At 63.1% G+C, this 18,189-nt stretch carries 17 protein-coding genes; 9 read left to right on the top strand and 8 right to left on the bottom strand.

What is annotated here, in order from left to right; translation table 11 throughout:
• The first annotated feature begins 5 nt into the window (after positions 1–5).
• The 9 genes from NKJ32_RS11080 to NKJ32_RS11040 all read left to right on the top strand — a co-directional run bounded on the left by NKJ32_RS11080 (position 6) and on the right by NKJ32_RS11040 (position 9,495).
• Entirely contained in the window at positions 6–497 is a 492-nt protein-coding gene (locus NKJ32_RS11080) for a DUF2569 domain-containing protein (RefSeq protein WP_352588190.1), read from the top strand.
• A gap of 38 nt (positions 498–535) precedes the next feature.
• The gene (locus tag NKJ32_RS11075; RefSeq protein WP_352588187.1) at positions 536–1,708 is read left to right on the top strand and encodes an iron-containing alcohol dehydrogenase; all 1,173 of its coding nucleotides are present in this window, start codon (positions 536–538) and stop codon (positions 1,706–1,708) included.
• Positions 1,709–1,949: 241 nt separating this feature from the next.
• Positions 1,950–3,056 carry an ABC transporter substrate-binding protein gene (locus NKJ32_RS11070; RefSeq protein ID WP_352588184.1) on the top strand — a complete coding sequence of 369 codons (1,107 nt, stop codon included), beginning with the start codon at positions 1,950–1,952 and terminating at the stop codon, positions 3,054–3,056.
• A gap of 64 nt (positions 3,057–3,120) precedes the next feature.
• Positions 3,121–4,035 carry an ABC transporter permease gene (locus NKJ32_RS11065; protein ID WP_023675356.1) on the top strand — a complete coding sequence of 305 codons (915 nt, stop codon included), beginning with the start codon at positions 3,121–3,123 and terminating at the stop codon, positions 4,033–4,035.
• Positions 4,032–4,823 (top strand): ABC transporter permease, encoded by a 792-nt coding sequence (locus NKJ32_RS11060; RefSeq protein WP_352588181.1) that lies wholly within the window; start codon positions 4,032–4,034, stop codon positions 4,821–4,823. Before NKJ32_RS11065 ends, NKJ32_RS11060 begins: the two co-directional genes overlap by 4 nt.
• Positions 4,824–4,839: 16 nt before the next feature.
• Positions 4,840–5,904, top strand: a complete 1,065-nt coding sequence (locus NKJ32_RS11055) for an ABC transporter ATP-binding protein (RefSeq protein ID WP_023675358.1) — start codon at positions 4,840–4,842, stop codon at positions 5,902–5,904.
• A 183-nt stretch (positions 5,905–6,087) separates the two neighbouring features.
• Positions 6,088–7,638, top strand: coding sequence for a cation:proton antiporter (locus NKJ32_RS11050; protein WP_352568165.1), 1,551 nt, complete (start codon positions 6,088–6,090; stop codon positions 7,636–7,638).
• Positions 7,639–7,727: 89 nt separating this feature from the next.
• A complete protein-coding gene (locus tag NKJ32_RS11045; protein WP_352755026.1) occupies positions 7,728–8,642 on the top strand; it encodes an endonuclease/exonuclease/phosphatase family protein in 915 nt (304 codons plus the stop codon).
• Positions 8,643–8,649: 7 nt separating this feature from the next.
• The gene (locus NKJ32_RS11040; RefSeq protein WP_023675361.1) at positions 8,650–9,495 is read left to right on the top strand and encodes an EamA family transporter; all 846 of its coding nucleotides are present in this window, start codon (positions 8,650–8,652) and stop codon (positions 9,493–9,495) included.
• On the opposite strand, the gene NKJ32_RS11035 is transcribed toward NKJ32_RS11040, so the two are convergent.
• From NKJ32_RS11035 to NKJ32_RS11000, 8 genes are all read right to left on the bottom strand, one after another.
• Complete coding sequence (locus tag NKJ32_RS11035; RefSeq protein WP_352448247.1) at positions 9,496–9,807, bottom strand: Dabb family protein; 312 nt, start codon at positions 9,805–9,807, stop codon at positions 9,496–9,498.
• A gap of 10 nt (positions 9,808–9,817) precedes the next feature.
• On the bottom strand, positions 9,818–11,446 hold the full coding sequence (locus NKJ32_RS11030; protein ID WP_352827562.1) for a GMC family oxidoreductase: 1,629 nt from the start codon (positions 11,444–11,446) through the stop codon (positions 9,818–9,820).
• Positions 11,447–11,458: 12 nt separating this feature from the next.
• A complete protein-coding gene (locus tag NKJ32_RS11025) occupies positions 11,459–12,220 on the bottom strand; it encodes a 3-ketoacyl-ACP reductase (RefSeq protein WP_352454047.1) in 762 nt (253 codons plus the stop codon).
• The gene (locus NKJ32_RS11020; protein WP_352827559.1) at positions 12,217–13,731 is read right to left on the bottom strand and encodes a GMC oxidoreductase; all 1,515 of its coding nucleotides are present in this window, start codon (positions 13,729–13,731) and stop codon (positions 12,217–12,219) included. The genes NKJ32_RS11025 and NKJ32_RS11020 overlap by 4 nt, the downstream gene beginning before the upstream one ends.
• Before the next feature lie 5 nt (positions 13,732–13,736).
• Entirely contained in the window at positions 13,737–14,852 is a 1,116-nt protein-coding gene (locus NKJ32_RS11015; protein ID WP_023675366.1) for an ABC transporter ATP-binding protein, read from the bottom strand.
• 4 nt (positions 14,853–14,856) lie between these two features.
• The gene (locus NKJ32_RS11010) at positions 14,857–15,801 is read right to left on the bottom strand and encodes a carbohydrate ABC transporter permease (RefSeq protein ID WP_023675367.1); all 945 of its coding nucleotides are present in this window, start codon (positions 15,799–15,801) and stop codon (positions 14,857–14,859) included.
• Positions 15,798–16,757: a carbohydrate ABC transporter permease gene (locus NKJ32_RS11005; RefSeq protein ID WP_023675368.1), complete on the bottom strand. Its 960-nt coding sequence runs from the start codon at positions 16,755–16,757 to the stop codon at positions 15,798–15,800. The genes NKJ32_RS11010 and NKJ32_RS11005 overlap by 4 nt, the downstream gene beginning before the upstream one ends.
• Before the next feature lie 144 nt (positions 16,758–16,901).
• Positions 16,902–18,155 carry an ABC transporter substrate-binding protein gene (locus tag NKJ32_RS11000; protein WP_031194023.1) on the bottom strand — a complete coding sequence of 418 codons (1,254 nt, stop codon included), beginning with the start codon at positions 18,153–18,155 and terminating at the stop codon, positions 16,902–16,904.
• Positions 18,156–18,189: the final 34 nt, after the last annotated feature.

The raw sequence follows: 18,189 nt of genomic DNA, 5'->3' as shown, positions 1-18,189 counted from the left end.
GAGTAATGGCGGATACACAACAATCGGCGCTGCCAGATCGTGAGGGTCCCGAGAGTATCGGCGGATGGCTTGTCCTGCCGATGCTCGGGTTGATGCTCACGCCGATACTGGGGTTGGTACAACTGCACAATTCCGACTATCTCGGCATGTTACAGAACTGGCAGGCCTACAGTTTGTCCCAAGGTGTGCTGATTCTTGCCGAATTGGTGATATCCGGCATACTAAACCTTACGGCCCCGGCCCTAATATTGTTCTTCATGTTCAAGCGCTGGCAGATATTCCCCGGCTGGTACATGATTTGGGCATTCGCGATGCCGGTATATGCCGTTCTCGATCCATGGGCTGTGCATCTGGCTTTTCCCACCGTCGTTCCAGAATTGGCCGATGCGTACGACGCAGACACCGTGGGCGGAATTTCGCGCTCGATATGGGCCGCAGTCATCTGGGTTCCGTACATGATGCGGTCGGAACGTGTGGCCAACACCTTTGTGAACTAATGACATCCAAGAGCACGAAAGCAGTCAAGAAGGTCGAAATGACAAAACTCGTTTCCAAATGGAATTACCCGACGACCGTCCGCTTCGGCGCCGGACGCATCAAGGAGCTGCCGGAGGTGCTGGCGGCGACCGGCATCAAGCGGCCGCTGTTCGTCACCGATCCGGGACTGGCCAGACTGCCGGTGGTGGCCTCGACGCTGAAGATCCTCGACGACGCCAAGGTGCCGTATGGCGTATTTTCCGAGGTCAAGCCGAACCCGGTGGATTCCAACCTGACCGCCGGCATTGCCGTGTTCAAGAAGGGCAAGCATGACGGCGTCATTGCCTTTGGCGGCGGCTCGGCGCTCGATCTCGGCAAGCTCATCGCCTTCCAGGCCGGGCAGACACGGCCGGTCTGGGATTTCGAGGACGTCGGCGACTGGTGGACACGCGCCGATGCCGATGCGATCGCGCCGATCATCGCCGTGCCGACCACGGCCGGCACCGGCTCGGAAGTCGGCCGCGCCGGCGTCATCACCAATGAAGCGACCCATACCAAGAAGGTCATCTTCCATCCAAAGCTTTTGCCGGCGATCGTCATTGCCGATCCGGAGCTGTCGGTCGGCATGCCGGGCTTCATCACAGCCGGCACCGGCATGGATGCGCTTGCCCATTGCCTCGAAGCCTATTGCGCGCCGGGCTATCACCCGATGGCCGACGGCATCGCCGTGGAAGGCATCAGGCTGGTCTTCGAAAACCTGCCGAAAGCCTATGCCAACGGCAAGGATCTGGTCGCCCGCGCCAACATGATGAGCGCCGCTGCCATGGGAGCGGCCGCCTTCCAGAAAGGGCTTGGAGCGATTCATTCGCTGTCGCATCCGATCGGCGCGCTCTACGACACCCACCATGGCATGACCAACGCCGTGTTCATGCCCTATGTGCTGGCCTTCAACCGAGAGGCGATCGAGCCGCGCATAGCCCGGCTCGCCGCCTATTGCGGCATCAAGGGCGGCTTCGACGGTTTTGCCAAGGCTGTTGTCAAGCTGCGCAAGGAGCTCAAGGTGCCGCACGCGCTGCCCGGCCTGATCAAGGGCCTCGACATGGACAAGAAGCGCAAGGGCCTGATTGCCGACATGGCGGTGGTCGACCCGACCGCCGGCGGCAACCCCGTCAAGCTGACCAAAAAGGCGGCGCTGACGCTGCTCGAAAACGCCATCGCCGGCACCGTCTGAGACAATTTTCGCATCGGAAATCGACTTGGGAAAGAGGCAAAGGAAAGGGGGAAAGATGAAAGGCAAGATCGAAACTAGTTAGCCGGAAAAAGAATCGCGAAGCGATTGCTACAGCCGGTTAAAAAGAGTTTACTTTTTCATACTGCGGGGCATCGCTTTCACAAAGTTTTCATCTGGCTGTCACACGAAAACGATACCGCATCGCAGGCGTCCAACGGCGTCAGTTCAACGGAGAGAACACATGTTCAAATTCACGGGAAAACTGCTTTCCCTTTCGGCCGTCGCCCTGATGGCGACCTCTGCCATCTCGTCGGCCCAGTCCATGGATGAACTGGTCGCCGCAGCCAAAGCTGAAGGCCAGCTCACCACCATCGCGCTGCCCCATGACTGGTGCGGCTACGGCGCGGTCATCGACGGCTTCAAGGCGAAATATCCGGAAATCACAATCAACGAACTCAACCCGGATGCCGGCTCCGGCGACGAGGTCGAGGCGATCAAGGCCAACAAGGACAACAAGGGCCCGCAAGCGCCCGACGTCATCGACGTCGGCCTGAGCTTCGGCCCGACCGCAAAGAAGGATGGCCTGATCCAGGCTTATAAAGTATCAACCTGGGACTCGATCCCGGACAGCGCCAAGGATGCCGAAGGCTTTTGGACCGGCGACTATTACGGCGTGCTTTCGTTTCTGGTGAACAAGGACCTGGTCAAGGAAGCGCCGGCCGACTGGGCCGACTTGCTGAAGCCGGAATTCGCCAATACCGTGGCGCTCGCCGGTGACCCGCGTGCTTCGAACCAGGCCATCCAGGCAGTCTATGCCGCCGGCCTTTCCGGCGGTGCGGCTGCCGGCGAAGCCGCCGGCACGGCTGGTCTCGACTTCTTCAAGAAGCTCAACGCCGCCGGCAATTTCGTGCCGGTCATCGGCAAGCCCGCGACGCTTGCCCAAGGCCAGACGCCAATCCTGGTGACCTGGGATTATAACGCGCTTGCCGGCCGCGATACGCTGAAGGGCAATCCGCCGGTCGACGTCGTCGTGCCGAAGACCGGTGTCGTCGCCGGCGTCTATGTTCAGGCGATTAGTGCCTACGCGCCGCACCCGAATGCTGCCAAGCTATGGCTGGAATATCTCTATTCCGACGAAGGCCAGATCGGCTGGCTGAAGGGCTATTGTCACCCGATCCGCTTCAACGACCTCGCCAAGAATGGCAAGCTCCCGGCTGACGTGATGGCCAAGCTGCCGCCGGCCGAGTCCTATGCAGCCGCGGTGTTCCCGACGCTCGACGAGCAGGGCAAGGCCAAGGAAGCCATCACCAAGAACTGGGATGCCGTCGTCGGCGCCAACGTCAAGTAAGACTTGAGATCAGCCGGGCGGCTTAGATCGCCGCCCGGCATACCTCCAGGACGGTAGCCGGCGCATGACCGATATCTCGTTGTCCGATCACGCTGTTGCCGGGAAGACCGCGCCTCCTGCCGACGCCCGCAGCATGAGGCTGCCGACGCAATGGCTTGGCGTTGCGCCTTTCTTCATCTTCGCCATCATGTTCTTGATCCTGCCCACGCTCTATCTGATGCTGGGCGCATTCCGGAACGATGCCGGCGAATTCACTTTCGAAAACATAGCGGCCTTGGCGCAGCCGTCGATCGTTGCCGCCTACTGGATCTCAATCAAGGTCAGCCTCGCCTCGTCGCTGATCGGTGCTTTCGCGGGACTTGCCATTGCCATCGCCATCGTCCGCGGCGGGCTGCCGGAGTGGATACGCTCGGCGACACTGACCTTTTCCGGCGTGGCCTCCAATTTTGCCGGCGTGCCGCTGGCCTTCGCCTTTCTCGCGACGCTCGGCCGGCTCGGGCTCGCCACGGTGCTGCTCAACGTCTTGGTCGGCTTCAACATTTATGCCCATGGTTTCAACATCCTGTCGTTCTGGGGCCTGACGCTGACCTATGTCTATTTCCAGATCCCGCTGATGGTGGTGATCATCGTGCCGGCGATCGATGGGCTGAAGAAGGAATGGGGCGAAGCGGCGGCAACGCTTGGCGCGACCCAGGCGCAGTTCTGGCGCATGGTCGTCATTCCGGTGATCTGGCCAAGTTTCCTCGGCACCGTCATCCTCTTGTTCGCCAACGCCTTCGGTGCCATCGCCACCGCTTACGCTCTGACCGGCTCCTCGCTTAACATCGTCCCTATCCTGCTCTACGCGCAGATCCGCGGTGACGTGCTGCACAATGCCCATCTCGGCTACGCCATCGCCTTCGGCATGATCGTCATCACTGGGCTGGCCAATGTCTTCTACATCTGGTTCAGGACGCGCTCTGAGAGGTGGCTCAAATGAAGTCCGGCAGATTCTGGGCCTGGATCGTCTTCGCGCTGGGCGCGGCCTATTTCTTCATTCCGCTGATCGCGACCGTGGAATTCTCCATGCGCATGCGGCGCGGCGCGTATTCCTTCGATGCCTATCAGGTCGTGCTCGGCGATCCCCGCTTCCAGGCGACCTTCATCTATTCGGTGGTCGCCGCCATCTTCACCATCATCCTTGGCGTGCTGGTGGTGGTGCCGGCGGCGTACTGGATTCGTCTGCGGCTGCCGCAGCTAAGGCCCGTCGTCGAGTTCATCACGCTGTTGCCGCTGGTCATCCCGGCCATCGTTATCGTCTTCGGCTACATCAGAATGTACGGGTCGAACTCACCGCTGCCGTTCCTGGCCAGCGACACAGGAGCCAATGCCTTGCTGGTCATCGGTTATGCGACACTGGCGCTGCCCTATATGTATCGCGCCGTCGACACCGGGCTTCGCACCATCGACGTGCGGACACTGACTGAGGCGGCGCAGATCCTCGGCGCCGGCTGGGGCACGATCATCGCTCGGGTCATCCTGCCGAACGTGCTGATCGCGGTGCTGTCGGGCGCCTTCCTGACCTTCGCCATCGTCATCGGTGAATTTACCATGGCCAGCCTGCTCAACCGGCCTGCTTTCGGACCCTATCTGCAGAACGTCGGCGCCAATCGCGCCTACGAGCCGGCGGCGCTTGCCATCATCGCCTTCGCCATCACCTGGGGCTGCATGTCGCTGATCCAGATCCTGTCGCGCTTCGCGCCGCGATCGGCGAACCGTCCGAACTGACCCGAAAGAAAAAGCCATGACCGAGCCATTCCTCTCAATCCAGCATGTGCGAAAATCCTTCGGCCCCATCACCGTGGTGCAGGATTTCAACCTCGACGTCGAGCCGGGCGAATTCGTCTCCTTCCTTGGCCCGTCGGGCTGCGGCAAGACGACGGTGCTGCGCATGGTCGCCGGTTTCGAAGAGCCATCCGCCGGCAAGATCGTCGTGGCCGGCAAGGACATCACCCGGCTCAAGCCCAACCAGCGCAATGTCGGCATGGTGTTCCAGGCCTATGCGCTGTTTCCGAACCTCACCGTGGCGCAGAATATCGGCTTCGGGCTGAAGGTCGCCGGTATGCCGAAGGCCGATGCCGACAGGCGCGTTGCCGAGATGCTCGACATCATCAAGCTGCCACAGATGGGCGACCGCTATCCCTATCAGCTCTCCGGCGGTCAGCAGCAGCGCATCGCGCTGGCGCGGGCGATTGCGCCCAAGCCGAAACTGCTGCTGCTCGACGAGCCGCTGTCGGCGCTCGACGCCAAGGTGCGCGTGTCACTGCGCGAGGAAATCCGCTCGATCCAGAAGAAGCTCGGCATCACCACCATCTTCGTCACCCACGACCAGGAAGAGGCGCTGTCGATCTCCGACCGCATCGCCGTCATGTATGGCGGCAAGGCCGAGCAGGTCGGCACGCCGTTCGAGATCTACAACCGGCCGGCAACCAAATTCGTCGCCAATTTCGTCGGCACGCTGAACGTGCTCGAAGGCACGGTCACCGACGCCGCTTCGGGCAAGGTGCGCGTCAACTCGCAAGAGGTCTCGCTCAAGGGCAAGCTCAACGGCTCGAAATCCGGCGACACGCTGTCGCTGGCGCTGCGGCCCGAGGCGATCTCGCTCGGCCGACACCCCGGCCGCGATTCCAGCCTTTCGGGCGAAATCGCCGAGGTGCATTTCCTCGGCTCGGTCATCCGGGTTCGCGTCGGCATCGGCGGCAGCACGGTCTCGCTCGACACGTTCAACAGTCCGGCCACACCGCCGCCTGCCGTCGGCGAAAAGGCCGAGATTTCGTTCTCGTCGGGCGACATGCTGGTGCTGCACTAGGAGAAGAGTGAATGGTGAATAGTGAATAGTGAATAGTGAATAGTAAGAATGCGCTTTACGCGCCGAAATTCCTCTGCACGCAGCCATTCACCATTCACCATTCACCATTCACCATTCACGAGCAGCCAAAGCCGTCGCCGTTTTTGCAGTGCCAATCGCCCGGCTTCACCGCTACGATAAGGCATGGCGCTATTCGAACTCACCCTTGTCCTGCTTCTCATCGCAGTCGCCCTGACCGCGCTGTCGCGGCGTCTGCAGATTCCCTATCCGTCATTGCTGGCGCTGGCCGGCGCCGGCATCGCCTTCCTGCCGTTTGCCCCGACCATCGAGATCGACCCGGAGCTGGCGCTCGCTCTGTTCATCGCGCCGGTTCTGCTCGACGCGGCCTATGACACGTCGCTGCGCGATCTCAACCGCTACAAGGTTTCGCTCATCCTGCTGGCGCTTGGCGCCGTCATCTTCACCACCGTGACGGTCGCGCTGGTCGGCTGGACGATGGCAGGCCTGCCCATTGCCGCGGCCATAGCGCTCGGCGCGATCGTAGCGCCGCCCGATGCGGTGGCGGCGGCGGCCGTGCTCGGACAGTTCAAGGTGCCGCACCGCATCACCGCCATCCTGGAAGGCGAGAGCCTGCTCAACGACGCCACGGCGCTGCTGATCTACAGGATGTCGGTTTCCGCAGCCGCCGGCTCCATCCTGTTGAGCAGTGCCGTTCCAATGATCCTGCTGTCGACGGTCGGCAGCCTTGCCGCAGGCTATGTGCTCGGCCGGTTGTCTCTCGCCATACTCGGCCGCATCGACGACCCGGCGAGCGGCACCGTGGTGCAATTCGCCTCAACCTTCGGCGTCTGGATCCTGGCCGACAGGATAGGGCTTTCTGCCATCATCACGATCGTCGTCTATGCCATGACGATCGCACGTACATCGCCGCGCCGCATGCCGGCAAGGAATCGTGTCAGCTCCTACTCGGTCTGGGAGACGGCGGTGTTCGTGCTCAACGTGCTGGCCTTCGTTCTGATGGGCCTGCAAGCGCGGTCGATCGTCGGTCGACTTGCCGAGCAAGGGCAAAGCGAGGCGTTCGTCTTTGCCCTGGCTGTGCTGGCCGTCGTCATCGTATCACGGCTCGTCTGGGTGCTGGGCTGCGGCGCGATCCTCAGAGCGCTGGCACGTCTGGGTGACGAGGACAGGCAAAAAGACGCGCCGACATTTCGCGGCGGCGTGCTTATCGGCTGGTGCGGCATGCGTGGCCTGGTGACGCTTGCGGCAGCCTTTGCCTTGCCGGCCGACTTTCCGGGCCGTGATCCGATCGTGCTCGCCGCTTTCACGGTCGTGCTCGGCACATTGGTGCTGCAAGGCGTCAGCCTGAAACCGTTGCTGCTTCTGCTCAATCTCGACCTCGACCGGACGGTCGACCGGGAGGTGGCGCAGGCGCGCGTCGCCATCATGCAGGCGGCGCTGGACGTGCTCAGCGGCAAGACATCCAGCGCGGCCGGGGCGGTGCGAGAGCAATATGCCGCCCAGCGCGCCATCGCCGAAAACCCGGAGGATGCCCAGGCGGCGACCGAGTATGACAGATTGCGTCTTTACGCCATCAAGAGCCAGCGCGATGCGCTGGAGCGTTTGCGCATCGACGGAACGATCGGCGACGAAGCCTACCACCGCCTTGAGGAAGAAATCGACTGGTCGGAACTGGCAGCATCCCCGCCCGGTCGGTTCCAGCCGCTGACCACTTAGCATCTGGCCCAAGCTCCCTCCGCCCGGCTGCACATTGCAAGGCTGTCAGCGAACGGCTACTGCCAGCAGGAAACTGAGCCGGATAAGCAATGAAGCTGGTCAGCTATAACATCCAGTACGGCTTCGGCAGCGATGGCCGCTACGACCTGGCGCGTTGTGCCAAGGTCGTGGCCGGCGCCGACATCGTCGCCTTGCAGGAGGTGGAACGGCACTGGTTGCGCAGCAACGAGGACGACCAGCCGGAACTTCTTTCGCAATTGCTGCCCGACTATCATTGGGTCTACGGGCCGGCCTTCGACATGGATGCCAGCCACCGGCATGAAGGCCGCATCGTCAACCGGCGGCGGCAATTCGGCACCATGGTTCTGTCGAAGCTTCCGATCGTCTGGTCGCGGCTGCATACGCTGCCGCTCAGGCGCACGCTGCGGCCGCTCAACACCCGCAATGCCGCACTCGAATGCATGATCCGCACCCCTGCCGGTCCGGTGCGGGTGCTGTCGTTGCATCTGGCGCATATCGCGGCCGAGGAGCGGCTGGAGCAGATCGACTATTTGCTGGCCGAGCATCGCCGCGCGCCGTCCGAGGGCGGCCCATGGAGCGGCGCCGACGACGAGCCGGCGCGCAACTGGAGCAATGGCGAACAGGAGCCAGAAAACCCCGTAGCGGCGATCTGGTTGGGCGACTTCAACATGGAGCCGGATAGCGCCGAGTACCGGCGCATTGTCGGCAGCGCGCCCTATCATCGCGGTGCCGCCTATCTCGACGGTTTTGTCGATGCCGCCGCCGTCGCAATGGAACCGACAGCGGATTTCCACACCCATGTGAAGACTATCGATGGCAGGCTGGCAAAGCGCCGGCTCGATCATTGCTTCGTCGGCGGCATGTTTGCCGGGCGCGTGCGCTCGGTCAGCGCCGATATCGGCCAAATCGCTTCCGACCATTTTCCGCTCTGGGTCGATATCGACCTGGAGACGCCGATCGTCATCGGGACGGGCGGCGGATGAAGCGCCGATGAGCCTGTTTGTCTTTTTCGCGGTGCTCGCCGCCGCTTCCATGCATGCGATCTGGAACGCGCTGGTCAAGGTCCATCTCGACCGTTTCCTGTCGATCACACTGATGACGCTCGGCATGGGTGCCGCTGCGCTGGTGACGTTGCCTTTCGTCGAGGTGCCGAAGCCGGAAGTGTGGCCATACATCCTCGCCTCGGTTGTCTTCCACATGGGCTACAGGACGTTCCTGATCGGCGCCTACAAGGCCGGCGATTTCGCCCAGACCTATCCGCTGGCGCGCGGCACCGCGCCATTGCTGGCCGCTTTGGGGGGCGTTGTGGTGGTTGCCGAGATGCCGGCGCCGCTCGCCATTCTCGGCATCCTCTTGTTGTCGGCGGGCACGCTGGTGCTGTCGTTTCGCGGCGGCGCGCATCTGGAGAAATTGAACCTGCGCGCCGTCGGCTTCGCGCTGGGCACATCGATCTTCATCGCCAGCTACACGCTGTCGGACGGCAGCGGCGCGCGGCTGGCCGCCACCGCGTCGAGTTATGCCGCCTGGCTGTTCGTCTGCGATGCGCTGTGGGCGCTGGTGCTATGCGTCGTCTTTCGCGGCCCACAGGCGCTGCCGGTGCTGGCGCGCGACTGGAAGGCCGGAATCTATACCGGCGTGCTCAGCGGCGGCGCCTACTGGATCGTGATGTGGGCGATGACCAAGGCGCCGATCGCCTCGGTGGCGTCGCTGCGCGAAACATCGATCCTGTTCGCCATGATGATCTCGGTGTTCGCGCTCGGCGAGAAGATGACGGCATGGCGAGGTGCCGCGGTGCTTAGCATCGTTGCCGGCGTCGTTGCGCTGAGAATGGGATAGTCACGCGATCTCCAGATCAAACACCATCAGCCCGTCGGTGCCGCCTTCGAGCGCCGCGACCAGTTTTGCGCCGGCTCGCTGATGCGCTTCATGCTCCAGATAGGCATCGCGTGCCGCAGCGTCGCGAAAGTCGATGGTGAAGCCGTGCGTGAAGCCGCGGGCGAAGGGTTCCGGGCTGGTATTGGCGCTGAATTCGACCTTGCCCATGCCGTCGATCACCGCCCGCAACGCTTCGAGATCGGCATGGATTGCCGCGCGCTCGGCGTCGGCGACATCGTTGCGAAATCTGACGAAGACACAGTGCCTGATCATTCTTTGTCCCTCATGCCGCTCGGTTGGTGGAAAACACCGCCGGCGGCAGCGGCTCGCGGCCAAGGATCAGATCGGCGCCTTTTTCGCCAACCATGATCGTCGGGGCATTGGTGTTGGAGGAGGGGATGCGCGGCATCACCGAGGCGTCGCAGACGCGCATGCCCTCGATACCGCGCAGCTTGAGATCGGGCGTCACCACGCTCATTGCATCGTAGCCCATGCGGCAGGTGCCGACCGGGTGGTGGTCGGTCTTGGAACTGCGGCAAGCGTAGTCGAACAACTCGTCGCCGCTCTGCAGGTCGGGTCCCGGCAATACCTCGCGCAGCACATAGGGCTGCAGCGCCTTCTGCCGCATGATCTCGCGCGCCAGCCTCAGCCCCTTGATCGACATGTCGCGGTCATAGGGATCGGACCAATAGTTCGGATCGATCAGCGGGCGGTCGGCCGGGTCGGCGCTGTTCAGCCGCACCGTGCCGCGCGAGTGCGGACGCAGGAAGGCCGAGTTCAATGTCACGCCCGGATTGTTCAGCTTCTCGACGCCGGCCTCGATGCCGGAGCCGAGGCCGAGATGCAGCTGGATGTCGGGAGAGGCGGCGGTCGGATCGGCGTACCAGAAGCCGCCGGTCTCGAACAGGCTGGAGGCTACCGGGCCTTTCTTCAGGAGCAGATACTGCAGGCCGGCCCAAGCCGTCCAGTGCAGCTTGGCATAGTTGTCGTAAGTGTGGTCGCCGGTGCATTCGGCGATGACGAACAGGTCGAGATGATCCTGCAGGTTGGAGCCGACGCCGGGCAAATCGTGCACCGGTGTCACGCCGATCGTCTTCAGATGGTCGGCCGGGCCGATGCCCGACTGCAGCAAAAGCTTCGGCGAGCCGATGGCGCCGGACGAGACGATCACCTCGCGCTCGGCGCGCAGGATCGCCGGCTGGCCGCCCGGCCTGTCGACGATCTCGACGCCGACGGCGCGGCCTTTGTCGACGACGATGCGTGTCACTAGAACGCCGGTCCTGATGGTGAGATTCTTGCGCTCCCGGATCGGCCTGAGATAGGCGACCGAGGCGGAGGAGCGCTTCGCGTCCTTCTGCGTCAACTGATAGTAACCGACGCCCTCCTGGGCTACCCCGTTGAAGTCGGGATTGAAGGGGATGCCCATCTCCTGTCCGGCACGGAAATAGGCCTCGCAGATCGGCAGCGGCGCGATCGGGTTCGACACGCCGAGCGGGCCTTGGTCGCCGTGGAAATCGTTGGCATAACGCTGGTTGTTCTCCGCGCGCTTGAAATAGGGCAGCACGTCGCGATAGCCCCAGCCGGCAAGGCCTTCTTCCTTCTCCCAGGCGTCGTAGTCGCGGGCGTTGCCGCGCGTGTAGATCTGGGCGTTGATCGAAGAGCCGCCACCGATCACCTTGGCCTGCGTGTATCGGAAGACACGGTCCTGCATGTGCTTTTGCGGCACCGTCGACCAGCCCCAGGCGGCGATGCCCTTGGTCATCTTGGCGAAACCGGCCGGCATGTGGATCAGCGGATTCCAGTCCTTGCCGCCGGCTTCGAGCAGCAGCACCTGATGCGACGGATCTTCGCTCAGCCGGTTGGCGAGTACGCAGCCGGCCGGGCCGGCGCCGACGATGATGTAGTCGGTCATGGCGTCACCTGTTCATAGCCTCGGCACCGACAGCGCGCCGTCGACATTGATGACCGAGCCGGTCGAAAAGCCGAACTTGCCACCGGCGAGTGCTGCCACGGCGGCACCGATATCTTCGCTCTCGCCCCAGCGCATTGCCGGCACCAGCCCGCCGTCGATCAATCCGTCATATTTGGCGGTGACACCCGCGGTCATGTCGGTGCGGATGATGCCCGGGCGCACCTCGAACACGGCGATGTTTTCGGTGGCAAGCCGCAGCGCCAGGTTCTTCACCCACATCGAAAGCCCAGCCTTGGAGATGCAGTAATCGGAACGTTCCGGCGAGGCCATGGCGGCGCTGACCGAGGTGATGGTGATGATCGATCTCGCATCATCGCTTGGCAGGCCGAGCATCGCTTTGGCGACGGCCTGGCTGAGGAATACGGTGCCGCGGAGATTGATGCCGAGCACCCGGTCGAAATTTTCGGGCTTGAGCTCGAGCAGATCGCCGCGCAGGACGGCGCCGATGCCGGCATTGTTGACCAGGCAGTCGATGCGGCCGAAGGCGCTTGTGGCGGCATCAATCAGCGCTGCGTGGCCGTCGAGGTCGGCGATGTCGCTGCTGGCATAGGCGAACTTCGCGCCGCGCCCTCTGATGTCGGCGGCGAGCCCGTCGGCGGCTTCGTCGGCAAGGTCTGAGAGGAGGATGTCGAAGCCTGCGTCGGCCAGCGCCTCGGCGCAGGCAAGGCCGATGCCGCGCGCGCCGCCGGTGACGATCGCTGCCGGGCGGGTCATGTTGCAAGCTCCGTCTTGTGGATATGATCGGCGACGCGCAGCGCCTGTGCGGCGATCGACAGCGCCGGATTGACGGCGGCCGAATTCGGCAGGAATCCGGCATCGACGACGAACAAATTGCTGTGGTCGAAGGAGCGGCAGAACGGATCCAGCGGCGAGGTCGCCGGATCGTTGCCCATCTTCACCGTGCCGCACTGATGCGAGGGCGTGCGCTTGTCAAACGGACGCGACAGGACGATCGGATAGCCGCAGGCGCGGAAATTCTCGCGCATCACCTTGGTCAGTCCGTCGAGCGACCGCATGTTGGAGCGCCGCCACTGCATGACGATGTCCTTGCCGTCGATCATGATGCGGCTCTCGGGATCGGGCAGGTCCTCGCACATCAGATACCAGTCGACGGCGTGGCCGGCCATGAAATCGAGCGCGAATTTGGGCGCGCGCCTGACATTGGCCTTGAGGATGTTGCCGTCGATCTTGCCGAGGAGCTGGACATTGCCGAGCGGGTTGCCGCCCTTGCCGTCGGACAGATAATAATCGTTCAGCATCAGCGTCTTCTGGTAGACGGATTTGTTCCGGCGGCGTGGATCGATCGCCAGCATGGCGCTCGAATTGTGGTTCATGAAGTTGCGGCCGACCTGGTCGGAGCGGTTGGCCAGGCCTTTGCCACCGCCTCTGCCCTGAGGGGTGGGCGAGCGCAGCAGGATGGCGGCGGAATTGACTGCGCCGGCCGATAGGATGACCAGCTTCGGCGCGACTTTCTTCAGCGTACCGTTCTGTCGATAATGGACGGCGATGATCGTCCTCGCATCCGGCGATGCCTCGAGATATTCGACATGGGCGCCGGTCTCGAGCTTGATCTTCTGGTCGGCAAGGGCGGCGGTCAGCGGCCCCGTTTGGGCGTCGACCTTGCCGACGCCGGTGTTGGGAAAAGCGTCCCACGGCGTGCTGCCGTCTTTCAGCCAGGCTTCGATGTCGACGCCGAGCGGCAGCGATGCCGGGTGCAGGCCCAGGCTCCTAAGCTCGGCGCGCGCACGCGCGATCGGCGGCTCGTCGGGTACCGGCCCGAAAGGGTAGGGCATCGAGTGGAACGGCTCGGTCGGGTCTTCGCCGAGTGCACCGCGCACGCGGAAAAGCTGCTCGGCCCTGGAATACCAGGGCTCGAATTCCTCGTAGGAAAACGGCCAGGCCGGCGAGACGCCGCCATAATGCTCCATCTCCGAAAAGTCTTCCCTGCGGTAGCGGATCAGCACCGCGCCGTAGAATTTCGAATTGCCGCCGACATAGTAGTAATTGCCCGGGTTGAACGGCGCTCCGCCGGCCTCGAGCCACATCTCCTTCGGCCGATAATGACCATCGACGAAGATTGCGCGGGTGTCGCGTGTGTGCGGCGTTGCTGGCAGTGGTTCGCCGCGCTCCAGCATCAGGATCGAGGCGCCACCGCCGGCAAGGCCGGAGGCGATCGTGGCGCCGCCGATGCCGGAGCCGATGATGACGATGTCGGGATTTGTCATGGCGGTCAGACGATGCGTTTCTCGGTCGCCGGATCGAAGAACACCGCCTTGGTCAGGTTGAAGGCGAGCGGCGTGACCGTGCCGGGCTGGATTTTGGCATCGGCGCGCAGCCGCGCCACCACCGCCTTGCCGCCGAGATTGGTGACCGCGAACGTATCCGAGCCGGCCGGCTCGATGACCTCGATGTGACAGTCGGCGCGGGCGATGTTCGAGGCGTTGCGTTCGGCACCCTCGGGATCGGTCAGTGCTTCCGGGCGAACGCCGAAGATGATCGGTTTTCCCTGGAATGCCGACAGGCCGGCCGGCGCATTGCCCAGCGGCAGCGAGATCGGCTGGCGCGCCTCGCGCTCCATGACGACGGAGAAGCCGCTGCCGTTGCTGCCGATCGTCGCCGGGATCAGGTTCATCGCCGGCGAGCCCATGAAGTCGGCAACAAACAGGTTGACCGGATTGTTATAGATTTCGGCTGGCGTGCCGAACTGCTGCACCTCGCCGTCGCGCATCACCGCGATCTTGGTGGCCAGCGTCATCGCCTCGATCTGGTCGTGGGTGACGTAGACGATGGTGGTGCCGGTGGTGGCGTGCAGGCGCTTGATCTCGATGCGCATGTCGACACGCAGCTTGGCATCGAGATTGGACAAAGGCTCGTCGAACAGGAACAGCTTTGGATCGCGCACCAGCGCCCGGCCCATGGCGACGCGCTGGCGCTGGCCGCCGGAGAGCTGGCTTGGCTTGCGCTTCAGCAAATGGCCGATCTGCAGGACCTTCGCCACCTTGTCGATCGCCTTCTGGCGCTCGCCGGCCGGCACGCCGCGCATCTCCATGCCGAAGGCGATATTGCCGGCAACGGTCATGTTCGGATAGAGCGCGTAGCTCTGGAAGACCATGGCGATGTCGCGCTTGGAGGGGTGGAGATCGTTGATCGTGCGTCCGTCGACGCGGATTTCCCCTTCGGTGATGGTTTCCAGGCCGGCAATAGTGTTGAGCAGCGTGGACTTGCCGCAACCGGAAGGCCCGACCAGCACGAGGAAGCCGCCCTTTTCCAGGTCGAGGTCGATGCCTTTCAGGATCTCGACCGCTCCGAAACGCTTCTTCAGCCCGTCAATTTCCAGAAAAGCCATGCGATTATCCTTTGACGGCGCCGGCCATCAGGCCGCGCACGAAATAGCGGCCGGCGAGCACGTAGACGAGGAGCGTCGGCAGCGCGGCGATCATCGCCGCCGCCATGTTGACGTTGTATTCGACGACGCCGGTCGAGGTGTTGACGACATTGTTCAGCGCCACCGTCATCGGCATCACGTCGCCTGAGCCGGCATAGGCGGAAGCGAAGAGGAAGTCGTTCCAGATGTTGGTGAACTGGTAGATCACCGTCACCACGATGATCGGGAGCGAGTTGGGCAGCATGATGCGCCGGAAGATCTGGAAGAAGCTGGCGCCGTCGATCTGCGCCGCCTTCACCAGCTCGTTCGGAAACGCTTCGTAATAATTGCGGAAGAACAGGGTGGTGAAGCCGATGCCGTAGACGACGTGAACGAACACCAGGTTCACGGTCGGATTGCCGAAGCCGAAGGTGAGGCCGGTCGCGTTCTGCAGCTTGACGCCGAACCGGCCGAGGCTGCCGAGGATCGTTGCCATCGGCAAGAGGACGGACTGGAACGGAATGAAGCAGGCAAACAGCATCAGCCCGAACACCAGCGTCGCCCCGCGAAAGCGCCATTTCGTCAGCACATAGCCGTTGAGCGCGCCGAGCAGGGTCGAGATGATGACGGCCGGAACCACCATCTTGATCGAGTTCCAGAAATAACCCTTCATGCCGACGCAGGTGAGACCCGAGCAAACCTCGCTCCACGCCCTTATCCAAGGTGCGAAGGTCGGCTCCTGCGGCAGCGCCAGCATGTTGCCGTTCTGGATTTCGTCCATGGTCTTGAACGAGGTCACCAGCATGACGAACAGCGGCATCAGATAGAACAGCGCGAACAGCGCCAGCAGCCCGTAGATGACAATACGGTTGACCGTCCTGGCGCTGATACCGCCAGTGCTCTGGCGAGCAGGAGTGGCCACGGCGCTCATCGCGGCTTCTCCCGAAGCTCGGAATAGAGATAGGGAACGATGATCGCGGTGATGGTCATCAGCATGATCACGGCGCTGGCCGAGCCGACGGCCATCTCGTTGCGCTTGAAGGTGTACTCATACATGAAGTTGGACGGCAGCCAGGCCGAACCGCCCGGCCCGCCGCTGGTCAGCGCGACCACCAGATCGTAGGATTTGATGGCGAGATGCGCGAGGACGATCAAGGCGGACAGGAAGATCGGCCGCAGCAGCGGGATGACGATGCGACGGTAGAGCTGGAAGGTGGTGGCGCCGTCGATCTGCGCCGCCTTCAGGATCTCGCCGTCGATGCCGCGCAGGCCGGCCAGGAACATCGCCATGATGAAGCCCGACGCCTGCCAGACGCCGGCGATGACCACTGTGTAGATGACGAAATCCTTGTTCTTGATCCAGTCGAAATGGAAGCTCGTCCAGCCCCATTGGTGCAGCGTCTGCTCGAGGCCGAGGCCGGGGTCCAGAAACCATTTCCAGGCAACGCCGGTGACGATGAACGACAGTGCCATCGGGTAGAGGTAGATCGGCCGCAGCACACCTTCGCCGCGGATCTTCTGGTCGAGCAGGATCGCCAGGAACAGGCCGAGCGCCAGGCAGATGGAAATATAGAGGAAGCCGAAAATCCCCATATTGGTGATCGACGTGTACCAGGAGGACGGCGGATCGCTTTCGAAAGTCCAGCGCCATAGCCGCTGATAGGCGCGTGGCCCGGTGATCGCATAGGAGGGAAAGGTCTTGGAATTGGTGAAGGACAGATAGATCGTCCACAGGATGAAGCCGTAGACGAAGACGATAGTGGCGGCGAAGCTCGGCGCCAGCACGAGCTTCGGCAGCGCGTCCTGAAGGCGCGAGCGCACCGTGGCGCCCGGACGGGCATCGTGCTCCGGCGTCAGCGTGATACTGGTTTCAGCAACTGTGCTCATCTGTCCATTCCGTATGGCGGGTCCGGAATTCTGCTGTCTCGGGCTCTGCGGCACGAAAGCGTGCCGGTCGGCGCAACCGCAAAACCTCGCCGCAGGGGATCTCCCCGGCTTGCGCCGGGGAGATCATTCACATGGGCGGGTGCCTTACTTGGCGTCTTCGATCGCGCTGACCAGTTGGGTCACGGCCTCGTCCGAGGTCTTGATCTGGCCGTGCACGAATTTCGAGACGACATCCTTATAGGCGTTGGCAACCGCGGGAGGCGCGCCATAGCCCTGCGCCAGCGAACCGAACAGCGTGCCGCCTTCATTGGCGGCCTTCAGGTCGGCCATGCCCTTCTTGCCGCAAGCGTCGAAATCGGTGTCCGGCACGTCGGTGCGGGCCGGAACAGAGCCCTTGACGACGTTGAAGGCCGACTGGAAGCTCTTCGACAGCGTGGCGGTGGCCAGGGCGATCTGGGCGGCCTTGCGGTCCTCCGGAACGTTGAACATGCCGAACATGTCGGAGTTGTAGACGACGCTGCCGTCGGTGCCCGGGAAGCGGTAGCACAGGAAGTCGGTGCCCGGGACCTTCTTGGCGGCGTTGAATTCGCCCTTGGCCCAGTCACCCATCACCTGCACCAGCGCATCGCCCTTGATGACCATGGCGGTGGCGAGGTTCCAGTCCCGGCCGGAGAAGTTCGGGTCGACATAGGTGACGAGCTTGGCGAGATTGTCGAACGACTTCTTCATCGTGTCGGACTTCAGCGACTCCTCGTCGAGGTCGTTGAAGGCCTTCTTGTAGAACTCAGGCCCGCCGGTCGACAGCACGACTGAGTCGAACATTGTCGCTTCCTGCCAGTTCTGGCCGCCCAGCGCGAGCGGGATGACGCCCGCCGCCTTGGCTTTGTCCAGCAACGCAATGAAGTCGTCGAAGGTCTTGGGCTCGGTGCCGCCGATCTTGTCCATCACCGCCTTGTTGATCCATAGCCAGTTGACCGAGTGGACGTTGACCGGAGCCGCGACCCACTTGCCGTCATAGACGGAGAATTTCTGCAGGGCCGCGGGAACGGACTTGTCCCAGCCTTCCTTTATCGCCGTCTCGGTCAGGTCGCCCATAACGCCGGCTGCGGCGTAATCGAGCACGGTATAGCCAAGCATCTGCGAGGCGGTCGGGTAGTTGCCCGCTGCCACCATCGCCTTCAGCGCCGTCATGGCGGCGTCGCCGCCGCCGCCGGCCACCGGCACGTCCTTCCAGGCAAAGCCTTCCTTGGCCAGATCCTGCTTGAGCACGTTCAGAGCGGCAGCTTCGCCGCCCGACGTCCACCAATGCAGCATCTGGACTTCCTTGACGTCCTCGGCATGGGCCGCGAACGCAACGCCCGATGCGAGAGCCGTCCCGATAAGCAGTTTGCGCAACATGTACTTCCTCCCTTGTTGAACTTACACGACCGGC

The sequence above is a fragment of the Mesorhizobium sp. M0159 genome (genome assembly GCF_040322295.1).
Lineage (GTDB): Bacteria > Pseudomonadota > Alphaproteobacteria > Rhizobiales > Rhizobiaceae > Mesorhizobium.
This window is presented reverse-complemented; position numbering and strand designations above follow the sequence as displayed.